This window comes from Streptomyces sp. NPDC001902, assembly GCF_042891295.1.
Taxonomy (GTDB): Bacteria; Actinomycetota; Actinomycetes; order Streptomycetales; family Streptomycetaceae; genus Actinacidiphila.
In genome coordinates this window covers 155,769-179,656 of the sequence record NZ_JBIATA010000015.1, presented here as the reverse complement: position 1 = coordinate 179,656, position 23,888 = coordinate 155,769, and the positions used below count along the sequence as shown (strand labels likewise).

Below are 23,888 nucleotides of genomic sequence, written 5' to 3'. Positions count from 1 at the left end.
CTCACGCCTCCTTGAACGGGAAGCCGAGGTGACGAAGGAGCGCGCGGCCCTCAGCGTCGTTGGTCGCCGTGGTCACCACGGTGATGTCCATACCCCGGGTGCGGTCGATCTTGTCCTGGTCGATCTCGTGGAACATGACCTGCTCCGTGAGACCGAAGGTGTAGTTGCCTCGGCCGTCGAACTGCTTCGGCGACAGACCGCGGAAGTCGCGGATGCGCGGGAGCGCGAGCGACAGCAGACGGTCCAGGAACTCCCACATGCGGTCACCGCGGAGGGTGACGTGGGCGCCGATGGGCTGACCCTCGCGCAGCTTGAACTGCGCGATGGACTTCCGGGCCTTGGTGACGGCCGGCTTCTGGCCGGTGATCGTGGTGAGGTCGCGGATCGCGCCCTCGATCAGCTTGGAGTCGCGGGCGGCGTCGCCCACACCCATGTTGACCACGATCTTGGTGAGACCGGGGATCTGCATGACGTTCTCGTACTGGAACTCGTCACGCATCTTGCCCGCGATCTCCTCGCGGTAGCGCGCCTTCAGACGAGGCGAAGTGGTGGCAGTCATCAGATGTCCTCACCCGTCCGCTTGGCAACGCGGATCTTGTTGCCCTCGTCGTCGAAGCGGTAGCCGACGCGGGTCACGACCTTCTTGCCGTCCTTCTCCACGACCAGCTGGACGTTGGAGACGTGGACGGGAGCCTCCGTCGTGATGATGCCGCCGGTCTTCGAACCACGCGCGGTCTGGCCGGCCTTGGTGTGCTTCTTGACCCGGTTGACACCCTCGACCAGGACACGGTCCTCAGCCGGGTAGGCCGCGATGACCTTGCCCTGCTTGCCCTTGTCCTTACCGGTGATGACCTGGACCAGGTCGCCCTTCTTGATCTTCATCGGTTACAGCACCTCCGGCGCGAGCGAGATGATCTTCATGAACTTCTTCTCGCGCAGCTCCCGGCCCACCGGGCCGAAGATACGGGTGCCGCGGGGGTCACCGTCGTTCTTGAGGATGACGGCCGCGTTCTCGTCGAAGCGGATGTACGAACCGTCGGGACGGCGGCGCTCCTTGACGGTGCGCACGACGACCGCCTTGACGACGTCGCCCTTCTTCACGTTGCCACCGGGGATCGCGTCCTTGACGGTGGCGACGATGACGTCACCGATTCCTGCGTAGCGGCGACCGGAGCCACCGAGGACACGGATGCAAAGGATCTCCTTCGCGCCCGTGTTGTCGGCGACACGCAGTCGCGACTCCTGCTGGATCACGTCTATCTCCTGATCGTCTGCCGGTTCCCTCCGGGGCTGGCCCGGAGAGCCTGGCGGAACCGTCCTGCGGGGAACCCCCCGCAGGAATTACGTGCCGGCCGGGGCCGGGGGGGGGGGGGGGGGGGGGGGGGGGGGGGGGGGGGGGGGCGGCGGCGGGGGGGGGGGGGGGGGGGCCCCCCGGCCCCCGGGGGGGGGGGGGGGGGGGGGGGGGGGGGGCCCGCCGCAGGCGCAGACAACCCGCACACGACAACGGGCCGCTGGCGGACGGCCACCGCCTGCCGGGCGGCCGGGTCCGTCGGGGCCCGCCCCGCAGCCCTTGGGGGCCCGGCGGGGCGGGGCCCCCCCCCCGGGACGGCCGGCCCGGCCGGCCGAGCAGTCTTACTTGGCCTTCTCGAGGATCTCGACGACGCGCCAGCGCTTGCTCGCGGACAGCGGCCGGGTCTCCATCAGGAGGACACGGTCGCCGACGCCCGCGGCGTTCTGCTCGTCGTGCGCCTTGAGCTTGTTGGTACGGCGGATGACCTTGCCGTACAGGGCGTGCTTCACACGGTCCTCGACGGCGACCACGACGGTCTTGTCCATCTTGTCGCTGACCACGAGACCCTCACGGGTCTTGCGGTCACCGCGCTGCTCGCTGCTCTCAGTCACATTCTTCTCGCTCATCAGGCGTTCTCCACCGTCTCGATGCCGAGCTCACGCTCACGCATGAGGGTGTAGATCCGGGCGATGTCCTTGCGGACAACCTTCAGCCGGGAGTTGTTCTCGAGCTGTCCGGTGGCCGCCTGGAAGCGGAGGTTGAACAGCTCCTCCTTGGCCTCACGCAGCTTGCCGACGAGCTCCTCGTCGCCCAGCTGACGCAGCTCGGTCGCCTTGGTACCGGCCGCCATCACAGCTCACCTGCCTCGCGCCGGACGATCCGGCACTTCATCGGAAGCTTGTGGGCGGCTCGGGTGAGCGCCTCACGCGCAACCTTCTCGTTCGGGAAGGACAGCTCGAACATCACCCGACCGGGCTTGACGTTCGCGATCCACCACTCCGGGGAACCCTTACCGGAACCCATGCGGGTTTCGGCCGGCTTCTTCGTGAGCGGACGGTCCGGGTAGATGTTGATCCAGACCTTGCCACCACGGCGGATGTGACGGGTGATGGCGATACGAGCGGACTCGATCTGCCGGTTCGTCACGTACGCGGGGGTGACGGCCTGGATGCCGTACTCACCGAACGCCAGCTCGGTGCCACCCTTGGCCATGCCATCACGCTTCGGGTGGTGCTGCTTACGGTGCTTGACCCGACGGGGGATCAGCATGGGGGTCAGGCCTCCGTTCCGGTGGTCTCCGCAGCCGGAGCCTCAGCGGTGGTCGCCTCGGCCTTGGGGGCCTGGGCGTCACCCTGGGGACGACGGCCACGGCCGCCGCGCTCGCCACCGCGGCGCTGCGGACGGTCGTTGCCACCGCCACGGGCCGGGCGGTTGCCGGCGCGGGCGGCAGCGTTCTCTGCGCGGACCTCGGCGATGTTCTTGACGTCGCCCTTGTAGATCCACACCTTCACACCGATGCGGCCGAAGGTCGTACGGGCCTCGAAGAAGCCGTAGTCGACGTTGGCGCGCAGCGTGTGCAGCGGAACGCGGCCCTCGCGGTAGAACTCCGAGCGGGACATCTCGGCGCCGCCGAGACGGCCACCGCACTGGATCTTGATGCCCTTGGCGCCGGCCTTCATCGTGCTCTGCATGCTCTTGCGCATGGCACGACGGAAGGAGACGCGGGAGGACAGCTGCTCGGCGACGGCCTGGGCCACCAGCTGAGCGTCCGTCTCCGGGTTCTTGACCTCGAGGATGTTCAGCTGGACCTGCTTGCCGGTCAGCTTCTCCAGGTCGCCGCGGATGCGGTCGGCCTCCGCGCCGCGACGGCCGATGACGATGCCCGGCCGGGCGGTGTGGATGTCGACGCGGACGCGGTCACGGGTGCGCTCGATCTCCACCTTGGAGATGCCGGCCCGCTCCATGCCCTGCGTCATCATCCGGCGGATGGCGACGTCTTCCTTGACGTAGTCCTTGTACAGCTTGTCGGCGTACCACCGGGACTTGAAGTCCGTGGTGATGCCGAGCCGGAACCCGTGCGGGTTAACCTTCTGGCCCATTACCGGGTTCCTTCCTTGCTGCTGACGACCACGGTGATGTGGCTGGTCCGCTTGCGGATCCGGTAGGCACGACCCTGGGCACGCGGACGGAACCGCTTCAGGGTCGGGCCCTCGTCGACGTACGCCTCGCTGATGTACAGCGACTCGGCGTCGGTGTGGTCGTAGTTGTGCGCGGCGTTGGCAATGGCGCTGTCGAGCACCTTGCCCACCGGCACGCTCGCGGCCTGCGGGGCGAAACGCAGGACCGCCTGAGCCTCCGTGGCGCTCATGCCACGGATGAGGTCCACCACGCGGCGGGCCTTCATGGGCGTGACGCGGATGTACCGCGCCTGGGCCCTGGCTTCCATGGTTGTCCCTTCGGTGTCTGTCATGGTCTTCGCTCTCCGCAGATCAGCGACGACGCGACTTGCGGTCGTCCTTCTCGTGGCCGCGGAAGGTGCGGGTCGGCGCGAACTCGCCGAGCTTGTGGCCGACCATCGACTCGGTGACAAACACCGGGACGTGCTTACGGCCGTCGTGCACCGCGATCGTGTGGCCCAGCATCGCCGGGATGATCATCGAGCGGCGGGACCAGGTCTTGATGACGTTGTGGGTACCGGCCTCGTTCTGAACGTCCACCTTCTTGATCAGGTGGTCGTCGACGAAGGGCCCCTTCTTGAGACTGCGCGGCATCTAAACCCGCTCCTAGCGCTTCTTGTTCGTCTTGCGGCGGCGGACGATGTACTTGCTGCTGGCCTTCTTCGGCGAGCGAGTACGACCCTCCTTCTGACCCCACGGGCTGACCGGGTGGCGACCACCGGAGGTCTTGCCCTCACCACCACCGTGCGGGTGGTCGACGGGGTTCATGGCCACACCGCGGACGGTCGGGCGGACGCCCTTCCAGCGCATACGGCCGGCCTTGCCCCAGTTGATGTTCGACTGCTCGGCGTTGCCGACCTCGCCGATGGTGGCGCGGCAGCGGGCGTCGACCAGGCGGACCTCACCGGACGGCATGCGGAGGGTGGCCATGGAGCCCTCCCTCGCCAGCAGCTGGACGGAGGCACCGGCGCTGCGCGCCAGCTTCGCGCCGCCGCCGGGCCGCAGCTCGATGGCGTGGATGGTCGTACCCACCGGGATGTGACGCAGCGGGAGGTTGTTGCCGGGCTTGATGTCGGCGCCGGCGCCGTTCTCGATGCGGTCACCCTGGTTCAGCTTGGCCGGGGCCAGGATGTAGCGCTTCTCGCCGTCCGCGTAGTGCAGCAGCGCGATGCGAGCGGTGCGGTTGGGGTCGTACTCGATGTGCGCGACCTTGGCCGGCACGCCGTCCTTGTCGTGACGACGGAAGTCGATCACGCGGTAGGCGCGCTTGTGTCCACCACCCTGGTGGCGAACGGTCACACGACCGGTGTTGTTACGGCCGCCCTTGCTGTGCAGGGGGCGGACCAGCGACTTCTCCGGCGTGGACCGCGTGATCTCGACGAAGTCGGCGACGCTGGAGCCACGACGGCCCGGGGTCGTCGGCTTGTACTTGCGGATACCCATTTCTCAGTCCTCGGAAGATTCCGGACTTCTGAACGTTCCGGTCCCCGTTAGGAGACCGGGCCGCCGAAGATGTCGATGCGGTCGCCCTCAGCGAGGGTCACGATGGCGCGCTTGGTGTCCTTGCGCTTGCCGAAACCGGTCTTGGTGCGCTTGCGCTTGCCCTGACGGTTGATCGTGTTGACCCCGGTGACCTTGACCTGGAAGACCGCCTCGACGGCCTGCTTGATCTGGGTCTTGTTGGCACGCGGGTCGACGACGAACGTGTACTTGTTCTCGTCCAGCAGCGCGTAGCTCTTCTCGGAGACCACCGGCTTGACCAGGATGTCACGGTGGTCCGTGAAGGTCCGGCTGGTGATCGCGGTCTGCTCGGCCATCAGGCGTCGCTCCCTTCGGTCTCGGCGGCGCCGTTACCGATGAAGCGGTCGAAGGCGGCCTTGGTGAAGACCACGTCGTCGGAGACGAGCACGTCGTACGTGTTCAGCTGGCCGGCCTCCAGGATGTGCACCTGGGGCAGGTTGCGGGCGGACAGCCACGCGGCCTCTTCGGCGCGGTCGGCGACGAGCAGCACGTTCTTGCGGTCGCTGATCTTGCCCAGCAGCGTCTTGGCGGCCTTCGTCGACGGGGACTCGCCCTCGATGACGCCGGTCACGACGTGGATGCGGTTGTGACGCGCCCGGTCGGTGAGGGCACCGCGCAGGGCGGCGGCCTTCATCTTCTTCGGGGTCCGCTGCGAGTAGTCACGCGGCACGGGACCGTGCACGACGCCACCACCGGCGAACTGCGGGGCGCGGGTCGAACCCTGACGGGCGCGGCCGGTGCCCTTCTGGCGGTACGGCTTCTTGCCGCCACCGCGGACCTCGCCACGCGTCTTGACCTTGTGCGTGCCCTGACGGGCGGCGGCCAGCTGCGCCACGACGACCTGGTGGATCAGCGGGATGCTGACCTTCGCGTCGAAGATCTCGCCCGGGAGCTCAACGGTCCCGGCCTTGTCGCCCGCGGGCGACAGAATGTCAATGGTGCTCATATCCTCAGGCCCCCTTGGCCGCGGTGCGGACCAGGACGAGGCCGCCGTTCGGGCCGGGAACCGCGCCCTTGATGAGCAGCAGGCCCTTCTCCGCGTCAACGGCGTGGACGGTCAGGTTCTGGGTGGTGACCCGCTCGTTGCCCATGCGGCCCGCCATGCGCAGACCCTTGAACACACGGCCCGGGGTGGCGCAGCCACCGATGGAGCCGGGAGAGCGGTGCTTGCGCTGGGTGCCGTGTCCGGCGCCGAGGCCCTTGAAGTTGTGACGCTTCATGACACCGGCGAAGCCCTTGCCCTTGCTCTTGCCGGTGACGTCCACCTTCACGCCCGCCTCGAAGACCTCCGCGGTGATCTCCTGGCCGAGGGTGTACTCGGCGGCGTCGGAGGTGCGGAGCTCCACCAGGTGGCGGCGGGGGGTCACGTCGGCCTTGGCGAAGTGGCCCTTGAGGGGCTTGTTCACCTTGCGCGGGTCGATCTCGCCGAAGGCGATCTGGACCGACTCGTAACCGTCGACGTCGTTCGTACGGACCTGGGTCACGACGTTCGGGCCGGCCTTGACCACGGTCACCGGGACGACACGGTTGTTCTCGTCCCAGACCTGGGTCATGCCGAGCTTCTCGCCCAGGATGCCCTTGATCTGCTTAGCCATCTGTTCCGCGCCTCTCAGAGCTTGATCTCGATGTCAACGCCGGCCGGAAGGTCCAGGCGCATCAGCGAGTCAACGGTCTTGGGCGTCGGGTCGAGGATGTCGATCAGGCGCTTGTGCGTGCGCATCTCGAAGTGCTCGCGCGAGTCCTTGTACTTGTGCGGCGACTTGATGACGCAGTACACGTTCTTCTCAGTGGGCAGCGGCACCGGGCCCGCGACCTGCGCACCAGTACGCGTCACCGTCTCGACGATCTTCTTCGCCGAGGAGTCGATGACCTCGTGGTCGTAGGCCTTGAGCCGGATGCGGATCTTCTGTCCCGCCATGGCTACTTCGTAGTCCTGTCTGCTAGTCAGCGCTCTGGAACTCGGTGGTTCGACCGTCTTCTCCGACCCACGCGGTCGGGCGTGTCGCTTCCCTTCCCTTAAATCACCGCATGGCGGAGACCCTCAGGGAGGGGATACGTGGGAGAAGACACCCACCGAGCACCTGGTGAGCACCCCGCTGACGCTTCCCGGAAGATTCCCGTACGTCCGCCACCCCGCCTGGGGCGGAGAGTGACGACGAGTACTGTGGGACTCGCTTCCGGTCCTCCCGACGGGAGGCGCGCAGCATCGGCACTCGACCGAGCAACCCGGCTAGTCTGCCATACCGGACGCCTCGGACGCCAATCGGGGCGCAGTACCTTACCCCCCGCCGCCGCTCCCCCAAACCCGGGTCACAGTCCGGATGTGTACACCAGCAGCCGCGGGGTGCCGGCCGGGGCGTCGACGGGCACGCCGGACGTGGCGTTGGCCAGCAGCCAGGAGGCGAGGAAGGACGTGGAGACGTCCCCGTACGTGTCCTTGTAGAGCGCCGCCACCCCCGTGACGTGCGGGGCGGCCATCGAGGTGCCGCTCATGCGGACCAGGCCGCCGCCCATGGCCGCGGAGGTGATCCCCGTCCCCGGGGCACTGATGTCCACGCAGCCGCCCCAGTTGCTGAAGGACGCCTTGCGGTCCGACTCGTCGATCGCGGCGACGGTGAACGCGCCGGGCGCCGCGGCCGGGGAAGCCTGGCAGGCGTCCTCGTCGGAGTTGCCGGCGGCGACGGCCGGGAAGACCCCCGCGGCCGCCAGGCCCTCCACCGCACGGTCGGCCGTCTCGCTGCGGGCGCCGCCGGTCGACAGGTTGGCGACCGCGGGTTTCACCGCGTGGGCGGCCACCCAGTTCATCCCGGCGACCACGGTGGCCACCGAGCCACGGCCGTCGCAGCCCAGCACCCGTACCGAGACCAGCTTCGTCGCCCGGGCGACCCCGGTGGTGGCACCGCCGACCGTCCCGGCGACGTGCGTGCCGTGGCCGTTGCAGTCGGTGCCGTCCCGGCCGTCCCCCACCGCGTCGAAGCCGGGCACCGCCCGTCCCCCGAACTCGGCGTGCCCGAAGTCGATGCCGGTGTCGATGACGTACGAGGTGACCTTGGCTCCCGTCGCCCGCACGCCGAAGGCGCCGCCGTCGTGGGCCCGGTTGCCGATCCGGGCCAGGCCCCAGGACGTCTCGGCGGCGGCCGCGGCCACCTGCGTCGCCGGCTTCGGTGCCGCGACCTCGGCGTCCTGCTCCACGGCCTCCACCCCGGGCACCGCGCGCAGCCGGGAGACCTGGCCGTCGGTCAGCCGGGCGGCGAAGCCCACCAGCGCGCTGGTGAACGTGAACATCGGCTGCGCCTCGACGCTGCGCAGCACCGAGCCCGGGTCCGTACCCGGCCGCAGCATCACCAGGTACTGCCCGGTGATGCCCCCCTGCGCCGCCATCCGCAGCGGGGCCCCGGGCGGCTCCGGCGTCGCGGCGGCCCCACCGAGGGCGGGCAGCACGGCCGTCAGGACGGCGGCGACGACCACTGCCCGGCGCTGGGACAGGCGCATGGCGGGCTCCTCGGGGGACTCGTACGGGTGTGCACCGAACGTCACAAGTCGTAACACCGAGTGGTCACCCGCTGCTCGCGCAGCGTGCCAATCGGGCGAGCGGGTGAGGGGACGCCCCGATGACGTACACGCGTCGCCCGAGTGGCGCACGTCGCGGCGGTGCCCCGCAACCTCCCGGGCGGAACGGCCCTCTAGCGTGGCGTGAAGATCGTCCCCACCCGTCGGCACTTCCTCGCCGCGTTCGCCACCGGCTCCGCGGCCCTCGCCCTGGGCGGCTGCTCCCGGTCCGCGGGCCCGGCCACCGGTCCGGCGCCCGCCCCCCTGGCGTTCCGCGTCCCGGCGGGCGGGGCGCGGCTGTTCCAGGTGCTGGCGCACCCCGACGACGAGCTGTACTTCATGAACCCCGACACCGTGCAGGCCCTCGAGGCGGGCGTGCCCGTGGTATCGGTGTACGTCACCGCGGGCGAGGCGCACGGGGTCAACCGCCCACCGGGACGGCCGCGTCCGGCCCCCGACAAGGCCGCCTACTCCGCCGCCCGTCACCAGGGCCTGCGGCAGGCGTACGCGGCGATGCTGGGCGCCGACATCTTCACGCCCTGGCGGCGCGGCACCACGCGGCTGGCCCACGGCATGACCGCCGAGGTCGACACGCTGCGCGTGGGCGACCGGGAGGCGGTGCTGGTCTTCCTCAACCTCGCCATGCACGGCACGACCGACAGGGTCGGGCTGCCGCAGCTGTGGCAGCTGCCCGGCATGACCCTGCCGACCTTCACCTCGGCGGGCTCACCGAACGCCGCCAGGGACACGTACACCCACGAGGTCCTGGTGGACGTGCTCGCCGGACTGCTGCGGCACCACCGGCCGACCCTCGTCCACACCCTCGACCCCGACCCGGACATGGAGGCCAACGCGGCCACCAGGCGACGGGACGTCGAGCAACTCGGCTACAGCGACCACTGGGACCACACCGCGACAGCGCTGTTCGCCTGGAAGGCGATCGCCCGCTACGCCGAGGGCGTCGCCCGCAGCGAAGGCATCGCGCCCGCCTTCCTGACGACGGCCTACCGCGGCTACTACAACCACCACTGGCCCTACAACCTCCCGCCCGCGCTGCTGCGCCGGAAGGCCGGCTACCTCGCCCCGTACGGAGGCGCCCCGGACTGGCCGTGCGGCGACCCCTCCGGCTGCGGCGACTACCAGGTCGGCATGGGCAGACCGCTCGCCAACCGCAAGGGCTGGGTGCGCAGCACCCACTACCGCCACCCCGGCGCCCGCCTCGTACCGGGGACCGACGCGCAGGGACGGCTGGTCGCCCACGGCGTGCTCGGCACTCGCGCGGTGCGCTGGCGGGAGACCGCCCCCGGCAGCGGGCGCTGGGGCACGCCGCGGGACCTGGGCGGCGGACCGCTCGCCCCCGCGCTGAGCGTCGTCACCGACCCGGCCGGCGGCGGACCCCTGCTGTTCGCGCTGCGGTTCGCCGCCCTGGAGAGCGACCGGGCGGCCAACACCCGTGACGTCGTGGTGCTGGCGGAGGGCCGTGACTGGGAGGGACTGGGCTCGCCCGAGGACGACCCGGACCGGGGGCGCAGGATCGGCGTGCCCGTCGCGGTGGCCGCGCCGGACCGACGGGTGCACCTGTTCGTGCGCAACGCGGCCAAGGGCCTGAGCACCCGCGTACGGGAGCCCGACGGCACGTGGACCGGCTGGCAGGACCTGGGCGGCGGCGAGGTGCAGGACGGGCTGAGCGCGGTCGTGGACCGCGACGGGAGGGTGCACGTGTTCGCCGCCGGGCGGACCGCCGTGCACCACTGGTCCCAGGACGCACCGGGCCGGCCGCTGCTCGGCCGCGCGCTGACCGCGCTGCCGGGGCCCGCCGATCCCCCGGCGGCCGCGGCGGAGCCCGACGGCTCGCTGTCCCTGGTCTACCGCCTGCCCGCGAGCGACGGACTCCTCGTCCACCGGCTCGGCGTGGTCAGGGCGGCTCTCGGGCCCGACCGGCCGCGGCTCTTCGACGGTTACGGTCCCCTCGCCCAGGCCCACGGGCTGCTCGCCGGACGCGCCGCCGACGGTGCCGTCCACGTCGCCGGCCTCGCGCACCCGGCCGGCGCGCTGCGCCGGGGCGCCCCCGGGTACGGCTTCCCGGCCCTGCACACACGCCCCGGGGCCCGGCCGGCCGTCGTGGGCTTCGGGACCGACGCCACGCCCTGGATCTGGCGGCCGGAGCTGCGCACCCCGGTCTAGCCCGCCGGCCCCCGGCGGCTTCCGGGCCCGGGCCCCGGAGCCCGCGAACGCCGAAGGCCCCGGCCCACCGCGTGAACGGTGGGCCGGGGCCCTCGTACAGCTCGCCTACGGCAAGCGGCAGATCGCCGGGATCCTTACTTCAGGATCTTGGTGACCTGGCCGGCGCCGACGGTCCGGCCACCCTCGCGGATGGCGAACTTCAGGCCCTCCTCCATGGCGATCGGCTGGATCAGCGCGACCGTCATGGCGGTGTTGTCGCCCGGCATGACCATCTCGGTGCCCTCGGGGAGGGTCACGACGCCGGTCACGTCCGTGGTACGGAAGTAGAACTGCGGGCGGTAGTTGTTGAAGAACGGGGTGTGACGGCCACCCTCGTCCTTCGACAGGATGTAGGCCTGGGCCTCGAAGTCGGTGTGCGGCGTGACCGTACCCGGCTTGATGATGACCTGGCCGCGCTCGACGTCCTCGCGCTTGATGCCGCGGAGCAGCAGACCGACGTTCTCACCGGCCTGGCCCTCGTCGAGCAGCTTGCGGAACATCTCGATGCCGGTGACCGTGGTGGTGGTCTTCTCGGTCTTGATGCCGATGATGTCGACGGTCTCGTTGACCTTGAGGATGCCGCGCTCGATACGACCGGTGACGACGGTGCCACGACCGGTGATCGTGAAGACGTCCTCGATCGGCATCAGGAACGGCTTGTCGACGTCGCGCTCGGGGGTGGGGACGGACTCGTCCACGGCCTTCATCAGGCCGAGGAGCTTCTCGCCCCACTCCTTGTCGCCCTCCAGCGCCTTCAGCGCGGAGACGCGGACGACCGGCAGGTCGTCGCCCGGGAACTCGTACTCGGAGAGCAGCTCACGGACCTCGAGCTCGACGAGCTCCAGGATCTCCTCGTCGTCCACCATGTCGGCCTTGTTCAGGGCGACGACGATGTAGGGAACGCCGACCTGGCGGGCCAGGAGCACGTGCTCCTTGGTCTGCGGCATCGGACCGTCGGTGGCGGCGACCACGAGGATGGCGCCGTCCATCTGCGCGGCACCGGTGATCATGTTCTTGATGTAGTCCGCGTGACCCGGGCAGTCGACGTGCGCGTAGTGACGCGCGTCCGTCTGGTACTCGACGTGCGCGATGGAGATGGTGATACCGCGCTGCCGCTCCTCCGGCGCCTTGTCGATCTGGTCGAACGGCGTGAAGGGGTTCAGGTCCGGGTACGCGTCGTGCAGCACCTTGGTGATCGCAGCGGTAAGAGTGGTCTTACCGTGGTCGATGTGACCGATGGTGCCGATGTTGACGTGCGGCTTAGTCCGCTCGAACTTCGCCTTCGCCACTGGGGTCCTCCTGTGGAGTTGCTGTACGCCTTACTTCATCGGCGCCAGGGTGATCTTTGCTGGGTTACGGGCGGCCGGGGCATCCGACGCGCCCCTTGCGGTTCGCGGCGGAATGCCCCCAAGCCTCCCGGTCAAGCCTAGTGCGGGAACAACTGCTGGGTTACTCGCCCTTGGCCTTCGCGATGATCTCCTCGGCGACGTTCTTGGGAACCTCGGCGTAGGAGTCGAACTGCATCGAGTAGCTCGCGCGACCCGACGTCTTGCTGCGGAGGTCGCCGACGTAGCCGAACATCTCCGACAGCGGTACCAGGCCCTTGACGACCCGGGCACCACTGCGCTCCTCCATGGCCTGGATCTGGCCACGGCGGGAGTTGAGGTCGCCGATGACGTCGCCCATGGACTCCTCGGGCGTGGTGACCTCGACGGCCATCATCGGCTCGAGGAGGACGGGGCTCGCCTTGCGGGCGCCCTCCTTGAAGGCCTGCGAACCGGCGATCTTGAACGCCAGCTCGGAGGAGTCGACCTCGTGGTAGCCACCGTCGAGAAGGGTGACGCGGACGCCGACCATCTCGTAGCCGGCCAGGATGCCGAACTTCATGGCCTCCTGGGCACCGGAGTCCACCGACGGGATGTACTCGCGGGGGATGCGGCCACCGGTGACCTTGTTGACGAACTCGTAGGAGGCGTCTCCGCCCTCCAGCGGCTCCAGCGAGATCTGCACCTTCGCGAACTGGCCGGTACCGCCGGTCTGCTTCTTGTGCGTGTAGTCGATCCGCTCGACCGCCTTGCGGATGGTCTCGCGGTAGGCGACCTGGGGCTTGCCCACGTTCGCCTCGACCTTGAACTCGCGCTTCATGCGGTCGACCAGCACCTCGAGGTGCAGTTCGCCCATGCCGCCGATGATCGTCTGGCCGGTCTCCTCGTCCGAGTGGACCTGGAAGGAGGGGTCCTCCTCCGAGAGGCGCTGGATGGCGACACCCAGCTTCTCCTGGTCGCCCTTGGACTTGGGCTCGATCGCGACCTGGATGACCGGAGCCGGGAAGTCCATGGACTCCAGGATCACCGGGTTCTTGTCGTCGGACAGCGTCTCACCGGTGGTGGTCTGCTTCAGGCCCATGACGGCGACGATGTCGCCGGCGCCCACCGAGTCGATCTCCTCACGCTTGTTCGCGTGCATGCGGTAGATCTTGCCGATGCGCTCCTTCTTGCCCTTGACGGAGTTCAGCACGGAGCTGCCGGACTCCAGGCGGCCCGAGTACACCCGGACGAAGGTGAGCTTGCCGAGGTGCGGGTCGCTCATGATCTTGAACGCGAGGCCGGAGAAGGGCTCGTCGTCCGAGGGCTTGCGCTTGATGATCTGCTCGGCGTCGCCGACGGCGTGGCCCTCGATGGCCTCGACGTCCAGCGGCGACGGCAGGTACCGCACGACCGCGTCGAGCAGGGGCTGGACGCCCTTGTTCTTGAACGCGGTTCCGCAGAACACCGGGGTGACGGTGACGGAGCCCGCGCCGCCCTTGGAGGCGAGGGTGATGCGGCGGATGGCCGCCATCAGCTGCTCCTGGCTGGGCTCGGTGCCCTCCAGGTACAGCTCCATCATCTCTTCGTCGTTCTCGGCGACGGCCTCGAGCAGCTTGCCGCGCCACTCGTCGGCGGCCTCGGTGTGGGTGTCGGGGATGTCGACGACGTCGTACATCTCGCCCTTGGTGGCCTCGGCGGACCACACGAGGGCCTTCATCTGGACGAGGTCGACCACGCCCTTGAAGTCGGCCTCGGCACCGATCGGCAGCTGCATGACCAGCGGAACCGCACCGAGGCGGTCCACGATCATGTCGACGCAGCGGTGGAACTCGGCGCCGGTGCGGTCGAGCTTGTTGACGAAGCAGATGCGCGGCACACCGTAGCGGTCCGCCTGACGCCAGACGGTCTCGGACTGCGGCTCGACACCGGCGACACCGTCGAACACCGTCACGGCACCGTCGAGCACGCGCAGCGAGCGCTCCACCTCGACGGTGAAGTCGACGTGACCCGGGGTGTCGATGATGTTGATGGTGTGGTCGACGTTCTCCAGCGGCCAGTGGCAGGTCGTCGCGGCCGACGTGATCGTGATGCCGCGCTCCTGCTCCTGCTCCATCCAGTCCATGGTGGCAGCGCCGTCGTGGACTTCGCCGATCTTGTACGAGACACCGGTGTAGAACAGGATCCGCTCGGTGGTCGTCGTCTTGCCCGCGTCGATGTGGGCCATGATCCCGATGTTGCGGACCCTGGCCAGGTCAAGTGAAGTGGTAGCCATAAGGCTTCAGTCTTCTCTCGGTTCTCTCGATGGGGGCGCGGACTACCAGCGGTAGTGCGCGAAGGCCTTGTTGGACTCGGCCATCTTGTGGGTGTCCTCGCGACGCTTCACCGCGGCGCCCAGACCGTTGCTGGCGTCCATCAGCTCGTTCATCAGACGCTCGGTCATGGTCTTCTCGCGGCGGGCGCGGGAGTAACCCACCAGCCAGCGCAGCGCCAGGGTGTTGGCGCGGCCGGGGCGGACCTCGATCGGCACCTGGTAGGTCGCGCCACCGACACGGCGGGACTTGACCTCGAGGGAGGGCTTGACGTTCTCCAGGGCGCGCTTGAGCGTGATGACCGGGTCCTGCCCGGTCTTCTCGCGCAGGCCCTCGAGGGCGCCGTACACGATGCGCTCGGCGGTGGAGCGCTTGCCGTGCAGCAGGATCTTGTTGACGAGCGACGTCACCAGAGGAGAACCGTAGACCGGGTCGATGATGACCGGGCGCTTCGGGGCGGGGCCCTTACGAGGCATTCTTACTTCTCCTTCTTGGCGCCGTAGCGGCTGCGGGCCTGCTTGCGGTTCTTGACACCCTGGGTGTCGAGCGAGCCGCGGATGATCTTGTAGCGAACACCCGGCAGGTCCTTCACACGGCCACCACGCACGAGCACGATGGAGTGCTCCTGCAGGTTGTGACCCTCACCCGGGATGTAAGCGGTGACCTCGATGCCGCTGGTCAGTCGCACACGCGCGACCTTGCGCAGGGCAGAGTTCGGCTTCTTCGGGGTGGTCGTGTAGACGCGCGTGCAGACGCCGCGGCGCTGAGGGGAACCCTTCAGTGCGGGCGTCTTGTTCTTCTCGACCTTGTCCTGCCGGCCCTTTCGGACCAGCTGCTGGATCGTAGGCACCGTTTCTCCGGTTTCTGTGTGCCGACTCGATACTTCTAACCTGGGGTTTCAGCGGCTCACGCCGACCCACGCGGTCGGGTGTGTCGCGCACCTCATACGATTTCCGCCGAAGCGAAACTGCATATTTGTCGGTGTATCGGCCTCGGTGTCCCGCACGGACAAGTGCACGCACGAGAACCCGGGCACACCCCAGGCACAAGGTCAGAGCGTACCCAGCGCCCAGCCTTCGGTCAAAACATATGGTCTCGGCCGATGCCGCACCCTCCCGCCGGGCCCCGCGGGGAGCTCGCGAGAACGCACTCAGCCGTGACTGACCGCCACTACCACCATAACGACGATCGCCGTGATCGCGACCGTGAACGCGGTCAGAAGGTACCCCATCACCAGTCCGCACACCGCGAGCGCGTCGCCCCGCTCGCCCGTGCGCCGGATCTCCCGGCGCGCCATGTGCCCCAGCACCACGGCCGGTATCCCGGGGATCACCAGTCCGAACATGCCCACCGCACCGCAGACCAGCGAGGCGACCGCCTTGGCGTTGACCGGCGGCGGCGGCGCGGGGAGCCGGCGTGGGCGCGGGATGTCCGCGGTGAGCCCGTACAGCTCCTGGTACGTCACCGCCTGGTAGGCCAGCCCGACCCGGTCCTCGAACTCCGGCTGGGTCAACCGCCCTTCGGTGAACGCAGCCTTGAGCACGTCCACCGTACGCTCGCGATCATCGTTCGCAGCCCGCATCGCTCCATTATGCCCGGAAAACCACGTTCCCAGGGCGCCCCGTCACACGGTCGGCCGGTCCGTGCCGCCCCTCCCCCGCCCGTACCGCCCTGGAAGGCCCCCACAGGCCCGTCCAGGGCGGCACAAAGCCGCTGGGCGGCCACCCCGAGGGATGGCCGCCCAGCGGCTTCGAGCGGACGACTCAGCCGTTGTACGGGCCGTAGTCGTAGTCCTCCAGCGGGACGGCCTGGCCGGAGCCGGTGCCGAACGGGCTGTAGTCGATGTCGTCGTAGCCGACGGCCGAGTACATCGCGGCCTTGGCCTCCTCGGTCGGCTCGACCCGGATGTTGCGGTAGCGGGACAGACCCGTACCGGCCGGGATGAGCTTACCGATGATGACGTTCTCCTTGAGGCCCAGCAGCGAGTCGGACTTGGCGTGGATCGCCGCGTCGGTGAGGACCCGGGTCGTCTCCTGGAAGGAGGCGGCCGACAGCCAGGACTCGGTGGCCAGCGAGGCCTTGGTGATACCCATCAGCTGCGGACGGCCGGAGGCCGGGTGGCCACCCTCCGCCACGACCCGACGGTTCTCGGTCTCGAAGCGGCCGCGCTCGACCAGCTCGCCCGGCAGCAGCTCCGCGTCGCCGGACTCGATGATCGTCACCCGGCGGAGCATCTGCCGGATGATGATCTCGATGTGCTTGTCGTGGATCGACACACCCTGCGAGTTGTAGACCTTCTGGACTTCCCCGACCAGGTGGACCTGGACGGCCCGCTGACCCAGGATGCGCAGCACGTCGTGCGGGTTGGTGGCACCCACGGTCAGCTTCTCGCCGACCTCGACGTGGTCGCCCTCGCCCACCAGCAGCCGGGCACGCTTGGAGATCGGGTAGGCGATCTCCTCGGCACCGTCGTCCGGGGTGATGACGATCTTCTTGGTCTTCTCGGTCTCCTCGATCCGGATGCGGCCCGCCGCCTCCGAGATCGGGGCGACACCCTTGGGGGTACGCGCCTCGAAGAGCTCGACGACACGCGGCAGACCCTGCGTGATGTCGTCACCGGCCACACCACCGGTGTGGAAGGTACGCATCGTCAGCTGGGTGCCGGGCTCACCGATGGACTGGGCGGCGATGATGCCGACCGCCTCACCGATGTCCACCAGCTTGCCGGTCGCGAGCGAACGGCCGTAGCACATCGCGCAGGTGCCCACCGCGGACTCGCAGGTCAGGACCGAGCGGGTCTTGACCTCCTCGACGCCGTTGTGGATGAGCTGCTCGATGAGCACGTCGCCCAGGTCGGTGCCGGCGGTGGCCAGCACCTTGCCGTCCACCACGACGTCCTCGGCGAGGCAGCGCGCGTACACGCTGGTCTCGACGTCGTCCGTCTTGCGCAGCGAACCGTCCTCGGAGCGCTCGGCGATCGCCAGCTTGAGGCCGCGCTCGGTGCCGCAGTCCTCCTCGCGGATGATGACGTCCTGGGAGACGTCGACCAGACGACGCGTCAGGTAACCGGAGTCGGCGGTACGCAGAGCGGTGTCCGCGAGACCCTTACGGGCACCGTGGGTGGAGATGAAGTACTCCAGCACGGTGAGGCCCTCGCGGAACGACGCCTTGATCGGCCGCGGGATGGTCTCGTTCTTCGCGTTGGACACCAGGCCACGCATACCCGCGATCTGACGCATCTGCATCATGTTTCCGCGGGCACCCGAGTCGACCATCATGAAGATCGGGTTGGTCTTCGGGAAGTTCGCGTTCATCGCCTCGGCGACCTCGTTGGTCGCCTTGGTCCAGATCGCGATGAGCTCCTGCGTGCGCTCGTCCTTGGTGATCAGACCGCGCTCGTACTGCTTCTGGACCTTCTCGTCCTGAGCCTCGTAGCCCGCGATGATGGCCTTCTTGGCCTCGGGCACGACGACGTCGGAGATGGCCACGGTGACACCGGAACGGGTCGCCCAGTGGAAACCGGACGCCTTCAGGTTGTCGAGCGTCGCCGCCACGATGACCTTCGGGTACCGCTCGGCGAGGTCGTTGACGATCTCGGAGAGCTGCTTCTTGCCCACCGGGTAGTCCACGAACGGGTAGTCCTCGGGCAGCAGCTCGTTGAAGAGCGCACGGCCCAGGGTCGTGTTCAGCCGGAAGGAGTCGCCCAGCTGCCAGGGCTCCTCGCCCTCGACGTCCGCCGGCGGGGTCCAGCCACGCGGCGGGACGGTGCCGATCGGGAACCGGATGTCGATCCGCGACTGGAGCGAGAGCTCGCGCGCGTCGAAGGCCATGATCGCCTCGGCGGTCGAGCCGAACGCCCGGCCCTCACCCCGGAGCTCGCGCTCCTCCGCGTCCGTGGTGAGGAAGAACAGACCCAGGACCATGTCCTGCGTCGGCATCGTCACCGGACGGCCGTCGGCGGGCTTGAGGATGTTGTTCGAGGACAGCATCAGGATGCGGGCCTCGGCCTGCGCCTCCGCGGACAGCGGCAGGTGCACGGCCATCTGGTCGCCGTCGAAGTCCGCGTTGAACGCGGTGCAGACGAGCGGGTGGATCTGGATGGCCTTGCCCTCGACCAGCTGCGGCTCGAAGGCCTGGATGCCGAGGCGGTGCAGGGTCGGCGCACGGTTCAGCAGCACCGGGTGCTCGGCGATGACCTCTTCGAGCACGTCGTACACGACCGTGCGGCCGCGCTCGACCATGCGCTTGGCCGACTTGATGTTCTGCGCGTGGTTCAGGTCCACCAGGCGCTTCATCACGAACGGCTTGAAGAGCTCCAGCGCCATGGCCTTGGGCAGACCGCACTGGTGCAGCTTGAGCTGCGGGCCGACGACGATGACCGAACGGGCCGAGTAGTCGACGCGCTTGCCGAGCAGGTTCTGACGGAACCGGCCCTGCTTGCCCTTGAGCATGTCGGACAGCGACTTCAGCGGACGGTTGCCGGGGCCCGTGACCGGGCGACCACGACGGCCGTTGTCGAAGAGCGCGTCGACGGCCTCCTGGAGCATGCGCTTCTCGTTGTTCACGATGATCTCGGGGGCACCGAGGTCGAGGAGGCGCTTGAGGCGGTTGTTGCGGTTGATGACGCGGCGGTACAGGTCGTTCAGGTCGGAGGTCGCGAAGCGGCCACCGTCCAGCTGCACCATCGGACGCAGGTCCGGCGGAATCACCGGGACGCAGTCCAGCACCATGCCCTGGGGCTTGTTGGTGGTCTGCAGGAACGCGGAGACGACCTTGAGGCGCTTGAGCGCACGGGTCTTCTTCTGGCCCTTGCCGGTACGGATGATCTCGCGGAGCTTGGCGGCCTCCTCGTCCAGGTCGAAGGACTCCAGGCGCTTCTGCAGCGCCGCGGCACCCATCGAACCCTGGAAGTAGGTGCCGAAGCGCTCCCGCAGCTCGCGGTAGAGCAGCTCGTCACCCTCCAGGTCCTGGACCTTGAGGTTCTTGAAGCGGGACCACACCTCGTCGAGCCGGTCCAGCTCGCGCTGGGCGCGGTCGCGCAGCTGCTTCATCTCCCGCTCGGCGCCCTCGCGCACCTTGCGGCGCACGTCGGACTTGGCGCCCTCGGCCTCCAGCTCGCCGAGGTCGGCCTCGAGCTTCTTCTGCCGGGACTCGATGTCGGAGTCACGGCGCTGCTCGATCTGCTGACGCTCGACGGAGACCTGGGCCTCCAGCGAGGGCAGGTCGCGGGTACGACGCTCGTCGTCCACCCACGTGATCATGTAGGCGGCGAAGTAGATGACCTTCTCGAGGTCCTTCGGGGCGAGGTCGAGCAGGTAGCCCAGCCGCGACGGAACGCCCTTGAAGTACCAGATGTGGGTCACGGGGGCGGCCAGCTCGATGTGGCCCATCCGCTCACGACGCACCTTGGCGCGAGTGACCTCGACGCCGCAGCGCTCACAGATGATGCCCTTGAAGCGGACACGCTTGTACTTGCCGCAGTAGCACTCCCAGTCCCGGGTGGGGCCGAAGATCTTCTCGCAGAAGAGTCCGTCCTTCTCGGGCTTCAGGGTGCGGTAGTTGATGGTCTCAGGCTTCTTGACCTCGCCATGGGACCACTGTCGGATGTCGTCCGCGGTCGCAAGGCCGATCCGCAGCTCGTCGAAGAAGTTGACGTCGAGCACTTTGTCGTCAATCCCTCTTTCGGGGTCGAAAGTCAAACATGTCTGAACGGTCCGGGGGAGGCGGGGAGCTGCTCACGGCAGCTCCCCGGCCGGCCCGTCAGACCTCTTCGACGCTGCTCGGCTCGCGCCGGGACAGGTCGATACCGAGCTCCTCCGCCGCGCGGAAGACGTCCTCGTCCGTGTCGCGCATCTCGATGGACATGCCGTCCGAGGACAGCACCTCCACGTTGAGGCAGAGCGACTGCATTTCCTTGATGAGCACCTTGAAGGACTCGGGAATGCCCGGCTCGGGGATGTTCTCGCCCTTGACGATCGCCTCGTAGACCTTCACGCGGCCCAGGACGTCGTCGGACTTGATGGTGAGGAGTTCCTGCAGCGCGTAGGCCGCGCCGTACGCCTCAAGGGCCCACACCTCCATCTCACCGAAGCGCTGACCACCGAACTGCGCCTTACCACCCAGCGGCTGCTGGGTGATCATCGAGTACGGACCGGTGGAACGGGCGTGCAGCTTGTCGTCCACCAGGTGGTGCAGCTTGAGGATGTACATGTAGCCGACCGAGATCGGGTCCGGGAACGGCTCGCCGGAGCGGCCGTCGAAGAGCCGGGCCTTGCCGGAGGGCAGCACCAGGCGCTGGCCGTCGCGGTTCGGGATCGTGGCCTCGAAGAGACCGGCGATCTCGTCCTCGCGGGCACCGTCGAACACCGGGGTGGCGACGTTGGTGCCGGCCTCCACCTGGTCGGCGCCGATCGCCGTGAGGCGCTGCGCCCACTCGTCGCCGATGCCGGAGACGTCCCAGCCCTGGGCGGCGAGCCAGCCGAGGTGGATCTCCAGGACCTGTCCCGGGTTCATCCGGGACGGGACACCCAGAGGGTTGAGGATGATGTCGACCGCGGTGCCGTCCTCCAGGAACGGCATGTCCTCGATCGGCAGGATCTTGGAGATGACGCCCTTGTTGCCGTGGCGGCCGGCGAGCTTGTCACCGTCGGTGATCTTGCGCTTCTGTGCCACGTAGACGCGGACCAGCTGGTTCACGCCGGGCGGCAGCTCGTCGCCCTCCTCGCGGTCGAAGACGCGCACGCCGATGACCTTGCCGGTCTCGCCGTGCGGCACCTTCAGCGAGGTGTCACGGACCTCACGGGCCTTCTCGCCGAAGATCGCGCGCAGCAGGCGCTCCTCCGGGGTCAGCTCGGTCTCGCCCTTCGGGGTGACCTTGCCGACCAGGATGTCGCCGGCGACGACCTCGGCACCGATGCGGATGATGCCGCGCTCGTCGAGGTCGGCCAGGACCTCCTCGGAGACGTTCGGGATGTCCCGGGTGATCTCCTCGGGGCCGAGCTTGGTGTCACGGGCGTCGACCTCGTGCTCCTCGATGTGGATCGAGGAGAGGACGTCGTCCTGCACCAGACGCTGGCTGAGGATGATCGCGTCCTCGTAGTTGTGGCCCTCCCACGGCATGAACGCCACCAGGAGGTTCTTGCCCAGCGCCATCTCACCGCGCTCGGTGGACGGGCCGTCGGCGAGCACCTGGCCGGCGATCACGCGGGCGCCCTCGTCCACGACGACCTTCTGGTTGAAGGACGTGCCCTGGTTCGAGCGGGAGAACTTGGCGACCCGGTAGGTGTTGTAGGTGCCGTCGTCGTTGGCGACGGTGACGTAGTCCGCGGAGACCTCCTGGACCACACCGTCCTTGTCGGCCTTGATGACGTCACCGGCGTCGACCGCGCAGCGGTACTCCATGCCGGTGCCGACCAGCGGGGCCTGCGCCTTGAGCAGCGGCACGGCCTGGCGCATCATGTTCGATCCCATGAGCGCGCGGTTGGCGTCGTCGTGCTCGAGGAACGGGATCATGGCGGTCGCGACCGACACCATCTGGCGCGGCGAGACGTCCATGTAGTCCACGTCCTCACCGGGGACGTAGTCGATCTCGCCACCACGGCGGCGCACCAGGACGCGCGACTCCGCGAAGCGGTTGTCGTCGGTCAGCGGGGCGTTCGCCTGGGCGATGACGAAGCGGTCCTCCTCGTCGGCCGTGAGGAAGTTGACCTCGTCGGTGACGACACCGTTCTCGTCGACCTTGCGGTACGGGGTCTCCACGAAACCGAACGCGTTGACCCGGCCGTAGGAGGCCAGCGAGCCGATCAGACCGATGTTCGGGCCTTCGGGGGTCTCGATCGGGCACATGCGTCCGTAGTGGGACGGGTGCACGTCACGGACCTCGAAGCCGGCCCGCTCACGGGACAGACCACCGGGACCCAGCGCGGACAGACGGCGCTTGTGGGTCAGGCCCGACAGCGGGTTCGTCTGGTCCATGAACTGGGACAGCTGGCTGGTGCCGAAGAACTCCTTGATGGAGGCGACGACCGGCCGGATGTTGATCAGGGTCTGCGGCGTGATCGCCTCGACGTCCTGGGTGGTCATCCGCTCGCGGACGACGCGCTCCATACGGGCCAGACCCGTGCGGACCTGGTTCTGGATGAGCTCGCCGACGTTGCGCAGACGACGGTTGCCGAAGTGGTCGATGTCGTCGACCTCGACGACCACGGAGGAACCGTTGTCGCCGGTGGTCTCGGTCTCGCCCGCGTGCAGCTTGACCAGGTACTTGATCGCCGAGATGACGTCCTCGACGGTCAGCACGCCGGCGTCGAGCGGCGCGTCGGCACCCAGCTTCTTGTTGATCTTGTAGCGGCCGACCTTGGCCAGGTCGTAGCGCTTGGGGTTGAAGTAGAGGTTCTCCAGCAGCGTCTGCGCGGCCTCACGGGTCGGCGGCTCGCCCGGACGCAGCTTGCGGTAGATGTCCAGCAGCGCGTCGTCCTGGCCCTGGGTGTGGTCCTTCTCCAGGGTGGCGCGCATGGACTCGTACTCGCCGAACTCCTCGAGGATCTGCTCGGTGGTCCAGCCGAGCGCCTTCAGGAGGACGGTCACGGACTGCTTGCGCTTGCGGTCGATGCGGACACCGACCATATCGCGCTTGTCGATCTCCATCTCCAGCCAGGCACCACGGGAGGGGATGACCTTGGCGGAGTAGATGTCCTTGTCGGACGTCTTGTCGATCTGGCTGTCGAAGTAGACACCCGGCGAGCGCACCAGCTGGGACACCACGACACGCTCGGTGCCGTTGATGACGAAGGTGCCCTTGTTGGTCATGAGCGGGAAGTCGCCCATGAAGACCGTCTGGGACTTGATCTCGCCGGTCTCGTTGTTGGTGAACTCGGCTGTGACGAAGAGCGGGGCCGCGTACGTGAAGTCGCGCTCCTTGCACTCGTCGATCGAGTTCTTCGGAGGCTCGAAACGGTGGTCGCGGAAGGTCAGCGACATCGACCCGGAGAAGTCCTCGATCGGCGAGATCTCCTCGAAGATCTCCTCCAGACCGGACTTGGTGGGGACGTCCTGGCCACTGTCCAGGGCCGCCTCGACGCGAGCCTTCCAGGCGGCGTTGCCGAGGAGCCAGTCAAAGCTCTCGGTCTGCAGCGCGAGGAGGTTCGGGACCTCGAGGGGCTCCTTGATCTTCGCGAAAGAGATGCGCAGCGGGGCGGTGCTTGCGCCGTTGTTCGAATTGGCAGTCGAGGCGTTGCGCGAGGCGGCCAAGAGGGGGTCCTTCCGAGGGCTCGGACTCACTACGCGCGTACCGGCTTCCGCCCCCGGGCGCAGACAAGGAGGCCCTGATCAGGACGGTTCCTCATGTGTGCTCAGGCTTGGGCTTGCCCCTGGTGACGGGCCAGGCGGCAGCTAACAGGCAGCGCAAAGGGTCAGTGTAGCCACTTGGCACACTGATGTCCAGTGCAGAGTTTCGGAGACCGGTACTGCACCAATCTCGTCCTCCGGAGGGGTCGGTAGGAGCCCCTTGTTG

The 23,888-nt window shown here is 68.5% G+C and carries 23 protein-coding genes; 1 reads left to right on the top strand and 22 read right to left on the bottom strand.

From position 1 onward, the window contains the following. Position 1: 1 nt before the first annotated feature. The 15 genes from rplE to ACFYYN_RS24445 all read right to left on the bottom strand — a co-directional run bounded on the left by rplE (position 2) and on the right by ACFYYN_RS24445 (position 8,481). Positions 2 to 559, bottom strand: coding sequence for a 50S ribosomal protein L5 (gene rplE, locus ACFYYN_RS24515; protein ID WP_018558880.1), 558 nt, complete (start codon positions 557 to 559; stop codon positions 2 to 4). After that, positions 559 to 882, bottom strand: coding sequence for a 50S ribosomal protein L24 (gene rplX / locus ACFYYN_RS24510; RefSeq protein WP_431944472.1), 324 nt, complete (start codon positions 880 to 882; stop codon positions 559 to 561). The genes rplE and rplX overlap by 1 nt, the downstream gene beginning before the upstream one ends. A 3-nt stretch (positions 883 to 885) precedes the next feature. Next, positions 886 to 1,254, bottom strand: coding sequence for a 50S ribosomal protein L14 (gene rplN, locus ACFYYN_RS24505; protein ID WP_055718836.1), 369 nt, complete (start codon positions 1,252 to 1,254; stop codon positions 886 to 888). A gap of 378 nt (positions 1,255 to 1,632) precedes the next feature. Continuing rightward, entirely contained in the window at positions 1,633 to 1,917 is a 285-nt protein-coding gene (gene rpsQ / locus ACFYYN_RS24500) for a 30S ribosomal protein S17 (RefSeq protein ID WP_018558878.1), read from the bottom strand. Beyond that, positions 1,917 to 2,141, bottom strand: a complete 225-nt coding sequence (gene rpmC / locus ACFYYN_RS24495; RefSeq protein ID WP_319139014.1) for a 50S ribosomal protein L29 — start codon at positions 2,139 to 2,141, stop codon at positions 1,917 to 1,919. The genes rpsQ and rpmC overlap by 1 nt, the downstream gene beginning before the upstream one ends. Then, the gene (gene rplP, locus ACFYYN_RS24490; RefSeq protein ID WP_499513426.1) at positions 2,141 to 2,560 is read right to left on the bottom strand and encodes a 50S ribosomal protein L16; all 420 of its coding nucleotides are present in this window, start codon (positions 2,558 to 2,560) and stop codon (positions 2,141 to 2,143) included. Before rplP ends, rpmC begins: the two co-directional genes overlap by 1 nt. A gap of 5 nt (positions 2,561 to 2,565) precedes the next feature. Beyond that, positions 2,566 to 3,390, bottom strand: a complete 825-nt coding sequence (gene rpsC, locus ACFYYN_RS24485) for a 30S ribosomal protein S3 (RefSeq protein ID WP_361800646.1) — start codon at positions 3,388 to 3,390, stop codon at positions 2,566 to 2,568. Beyond that, positions 3,390 to 3,737 carry a 50S ribosomal protein L22 gene (gene rplV / locus ACFYYN_RS24480; protein ID WP_361800744.1) on the bottom strand — a complete coding sequence of 116 codons (348 nt, stop codon included), beginning with the start codon at positions 3,735 to 3,737 and terminating at the stop codon, positions 3,390 to 3,392. The genes rpsC and rplV overlap by 1 nt, the downstream gene beginning before the upstream one ends. Before the next feature lie 43 nt (positions 3,738 to 3,780). After that, on the bottom strand, positions 3,781 to 4,062 hold the full coding sequence (gene rpsS, locus ACFYYN_RS24475) for a 30S ribosomal protein S19 (protein ID WP_018558873.1): 282 nt from the start codon (positions 4,060 to 4,062) through the stop codon (positions 3,781 to 3,783). 12 nt (positions 4,063 to 4,074) lie between these two features. Then, positions 4,075 to 4,911 carry a large ribosomal subunit protein uL2 gene (gene rplB, locus ACFYYN_RS24470; RefSeq protein ID WP_499513425.1) on the bottom strand — a complete coding sequence of 279 codons (837 nt, stop codon included), beginning with the start codon at positions 4,909 to 4,911 and terminating at the stop codon, positions 4,075 to 4,077. Positions 4,912 to 4,958: 47 nt separating this feature from the next. Beyond that, complete coding sequence (rplW, locus tag ACFYYN_RS24465; RefSeq protein WP_499513424.1) at positions 4,959 to 5,285, bottom strand: uL23 family ribosomal protein; 327 nt, start codon at positions 5,283 to 5,285, stop codon at positions 4,959 to 4,961. Continuing rightward, positions 5,285 to 5,935 carry a 50S ribosomal protein L4 gene (gene rplD / locus ACFYYN_RS24460; RefSeq protein WP_499513423.1) on the bottom strand — a complete coding sequence of 217 codons (651 nt, stop codon included), beginning with the start codon at positions 5,933 to 5,935 and terminating at the stop codon, positions 5,285 to 5,287. Before rplD ends, rplW begins: the two co-directional genes overlap by 1 nt. A 4-nt stretch (positions 5,936 to 5,939) precedes the next feature. Next, positions 5,940 to 6,584: a 50S ribosomal protein L3 gene (rplC, locus tag ACFYYN_RS24455; protein ID WP_431944486.1), complete on the bottom strand. Its 645-nt coding sequence runs from the start codon at positions 6,582 to 6,584 to the stop codon at positions 5,940 to 5,942. 14 nt (positions 6,585 to 6,598) lie between these two features. Then, a complete protein-coding gene (rpsJ, locus tag ACFYYN_RS24450) occupies positions 6,599 to 6,907 on the bottom strand; it encodes a 30S ribosomal protein S10 (RefSeq protein ID WP_014144312.1) in 309 nt (102 codons plus the stop codon). 392 nt (positions 6,908 to 7,299) lie between these two features. Continuing rightward, positions 7,300 to 8,481 (bottom strand): S8 family peptidase, encoded by a 1,182-nt coding sequence (locus tag ACFYYN_RS24445; protein WP_500547506.1) that lies wholly within the window; start codon positions 8,479 to 8,481, stop codon positions 7,300 to 7,302. 201 nt (positions 8,482 to 8,682) lie between these two features. On the opposite strand from ACFYYN_RS24445, the gene ACFYYN_RS24440 reads away from it, so the two are divergent. Continuing rightward, positions 8,683 to 10,722 carry a PIG-L family deacetylase gene (locus ACFYYN_RS24440; protein ID WP_500547505.1) on the top strand — a complete coding sequence of 680 codons (2,040 nt, stop codon included), beginning with the start codon at positions 8,683 to 8,685 and terminating at the stop codon, positions 10,720 to 10,722. Between the two features lie 134 nt (positions 10,723 to 10,856). On the opposite strand, the gene tuf is transcribed toward ACFYYN_RS24440, so the two are convergent. The 7 genes from tuf to rpoB form a co-directional block, all read right to left on the bottom strand. Beyond that, complete coding sequence (gene tuf / locus ACFYYN_RS24435; protein WP_018558866.1) at positions 10,857 to 12,050, bottom strand: elongation factor Tu; 1,194 nt, start codon at positions 12,048 to 12,050, stop codon at positions 10,857 to 10,859. A 160-nt stretch (positions 12,051 to 12,210) separates the two neighbouring features. Beyond that, entirely contained in the window at positions 12,211 to 14,340 is a 2,130-nt protein-coding gene (gene fusA, locus ACFYYN_RS24430; RefSeq protein WP_499513420.1) for an elongation factor G, read from the bottom strand. A gap of 42 nt (positions 14,341 to 14,382) precedes the next feature. Further along, entirely contained in the window at positions 14,383 to 14,853 is a 471-nt protein-coding gene (gene rpsG, locus ACFYYN_RS24425; protein WP_018558864.1) for a 30S ribosomal protein S7, read from the bottom strand. A gap of 2 nt (positions 14,854 to 14,855) precedes the next feature. Continuing rightward, on the bottom strand, positions 14,856 to 15,227 hold the full coding sequence (gene rpsL / locus ACFYYN_RS24420) for a 30S ribosomal protein S12 (protein ID WP_014144289.1): 372 nt from the start codon (positions 15,225 to 15,227) through the stop codon (positions 14,856 to 14,858). Positions 15,228 to 15,527: 300 nt separating this feature from the next. Further along, positions 15,528 to 15,959 carry a DUF1707 and DUF4190 domain-containing protein gene (locus tag ACFYYN_RS24415; protein ID WP_500328153.1) on the bottom strand — a complete coding sequence of 144 codons (432 nt, stop codon included), beginning with the start codon at positions 15,957 to 15,959 and terminating at the stop codon, positions 15,528 to 15,530. Between the two features lie 181 nt (positions 15,960 to 16,140). Beyond that, positions 16,141 to 20,040 (bottom strand): DNA-directed RNA polymerase subunit beta', encoded by a 3,900-nt coding sequence (locus ACFYYN_RS24410; protein WP_499513418.1) that lies wholly within the window; start codon positions 20,038 to 20,040, stop codon positions 16,141 to 16,143. Between the two features lie 97 nt (positions 20,041 to 20,137). Next, complete coding sequence (gene rpoB, locus ACFYYN_RS24405) at positions 20,138 to 23,626, bottom strand: DNA-directed RNA polymerase subunit beta (RefSeq protein ID WP_500328154.1); 3,489 nt, start codon at positions 23,624 to 23,626, stop codon at positions 20,138 to 20,140. Between the last annotated feature and the right edge of the window lie 262 nt (positions 23,627 to 23,888).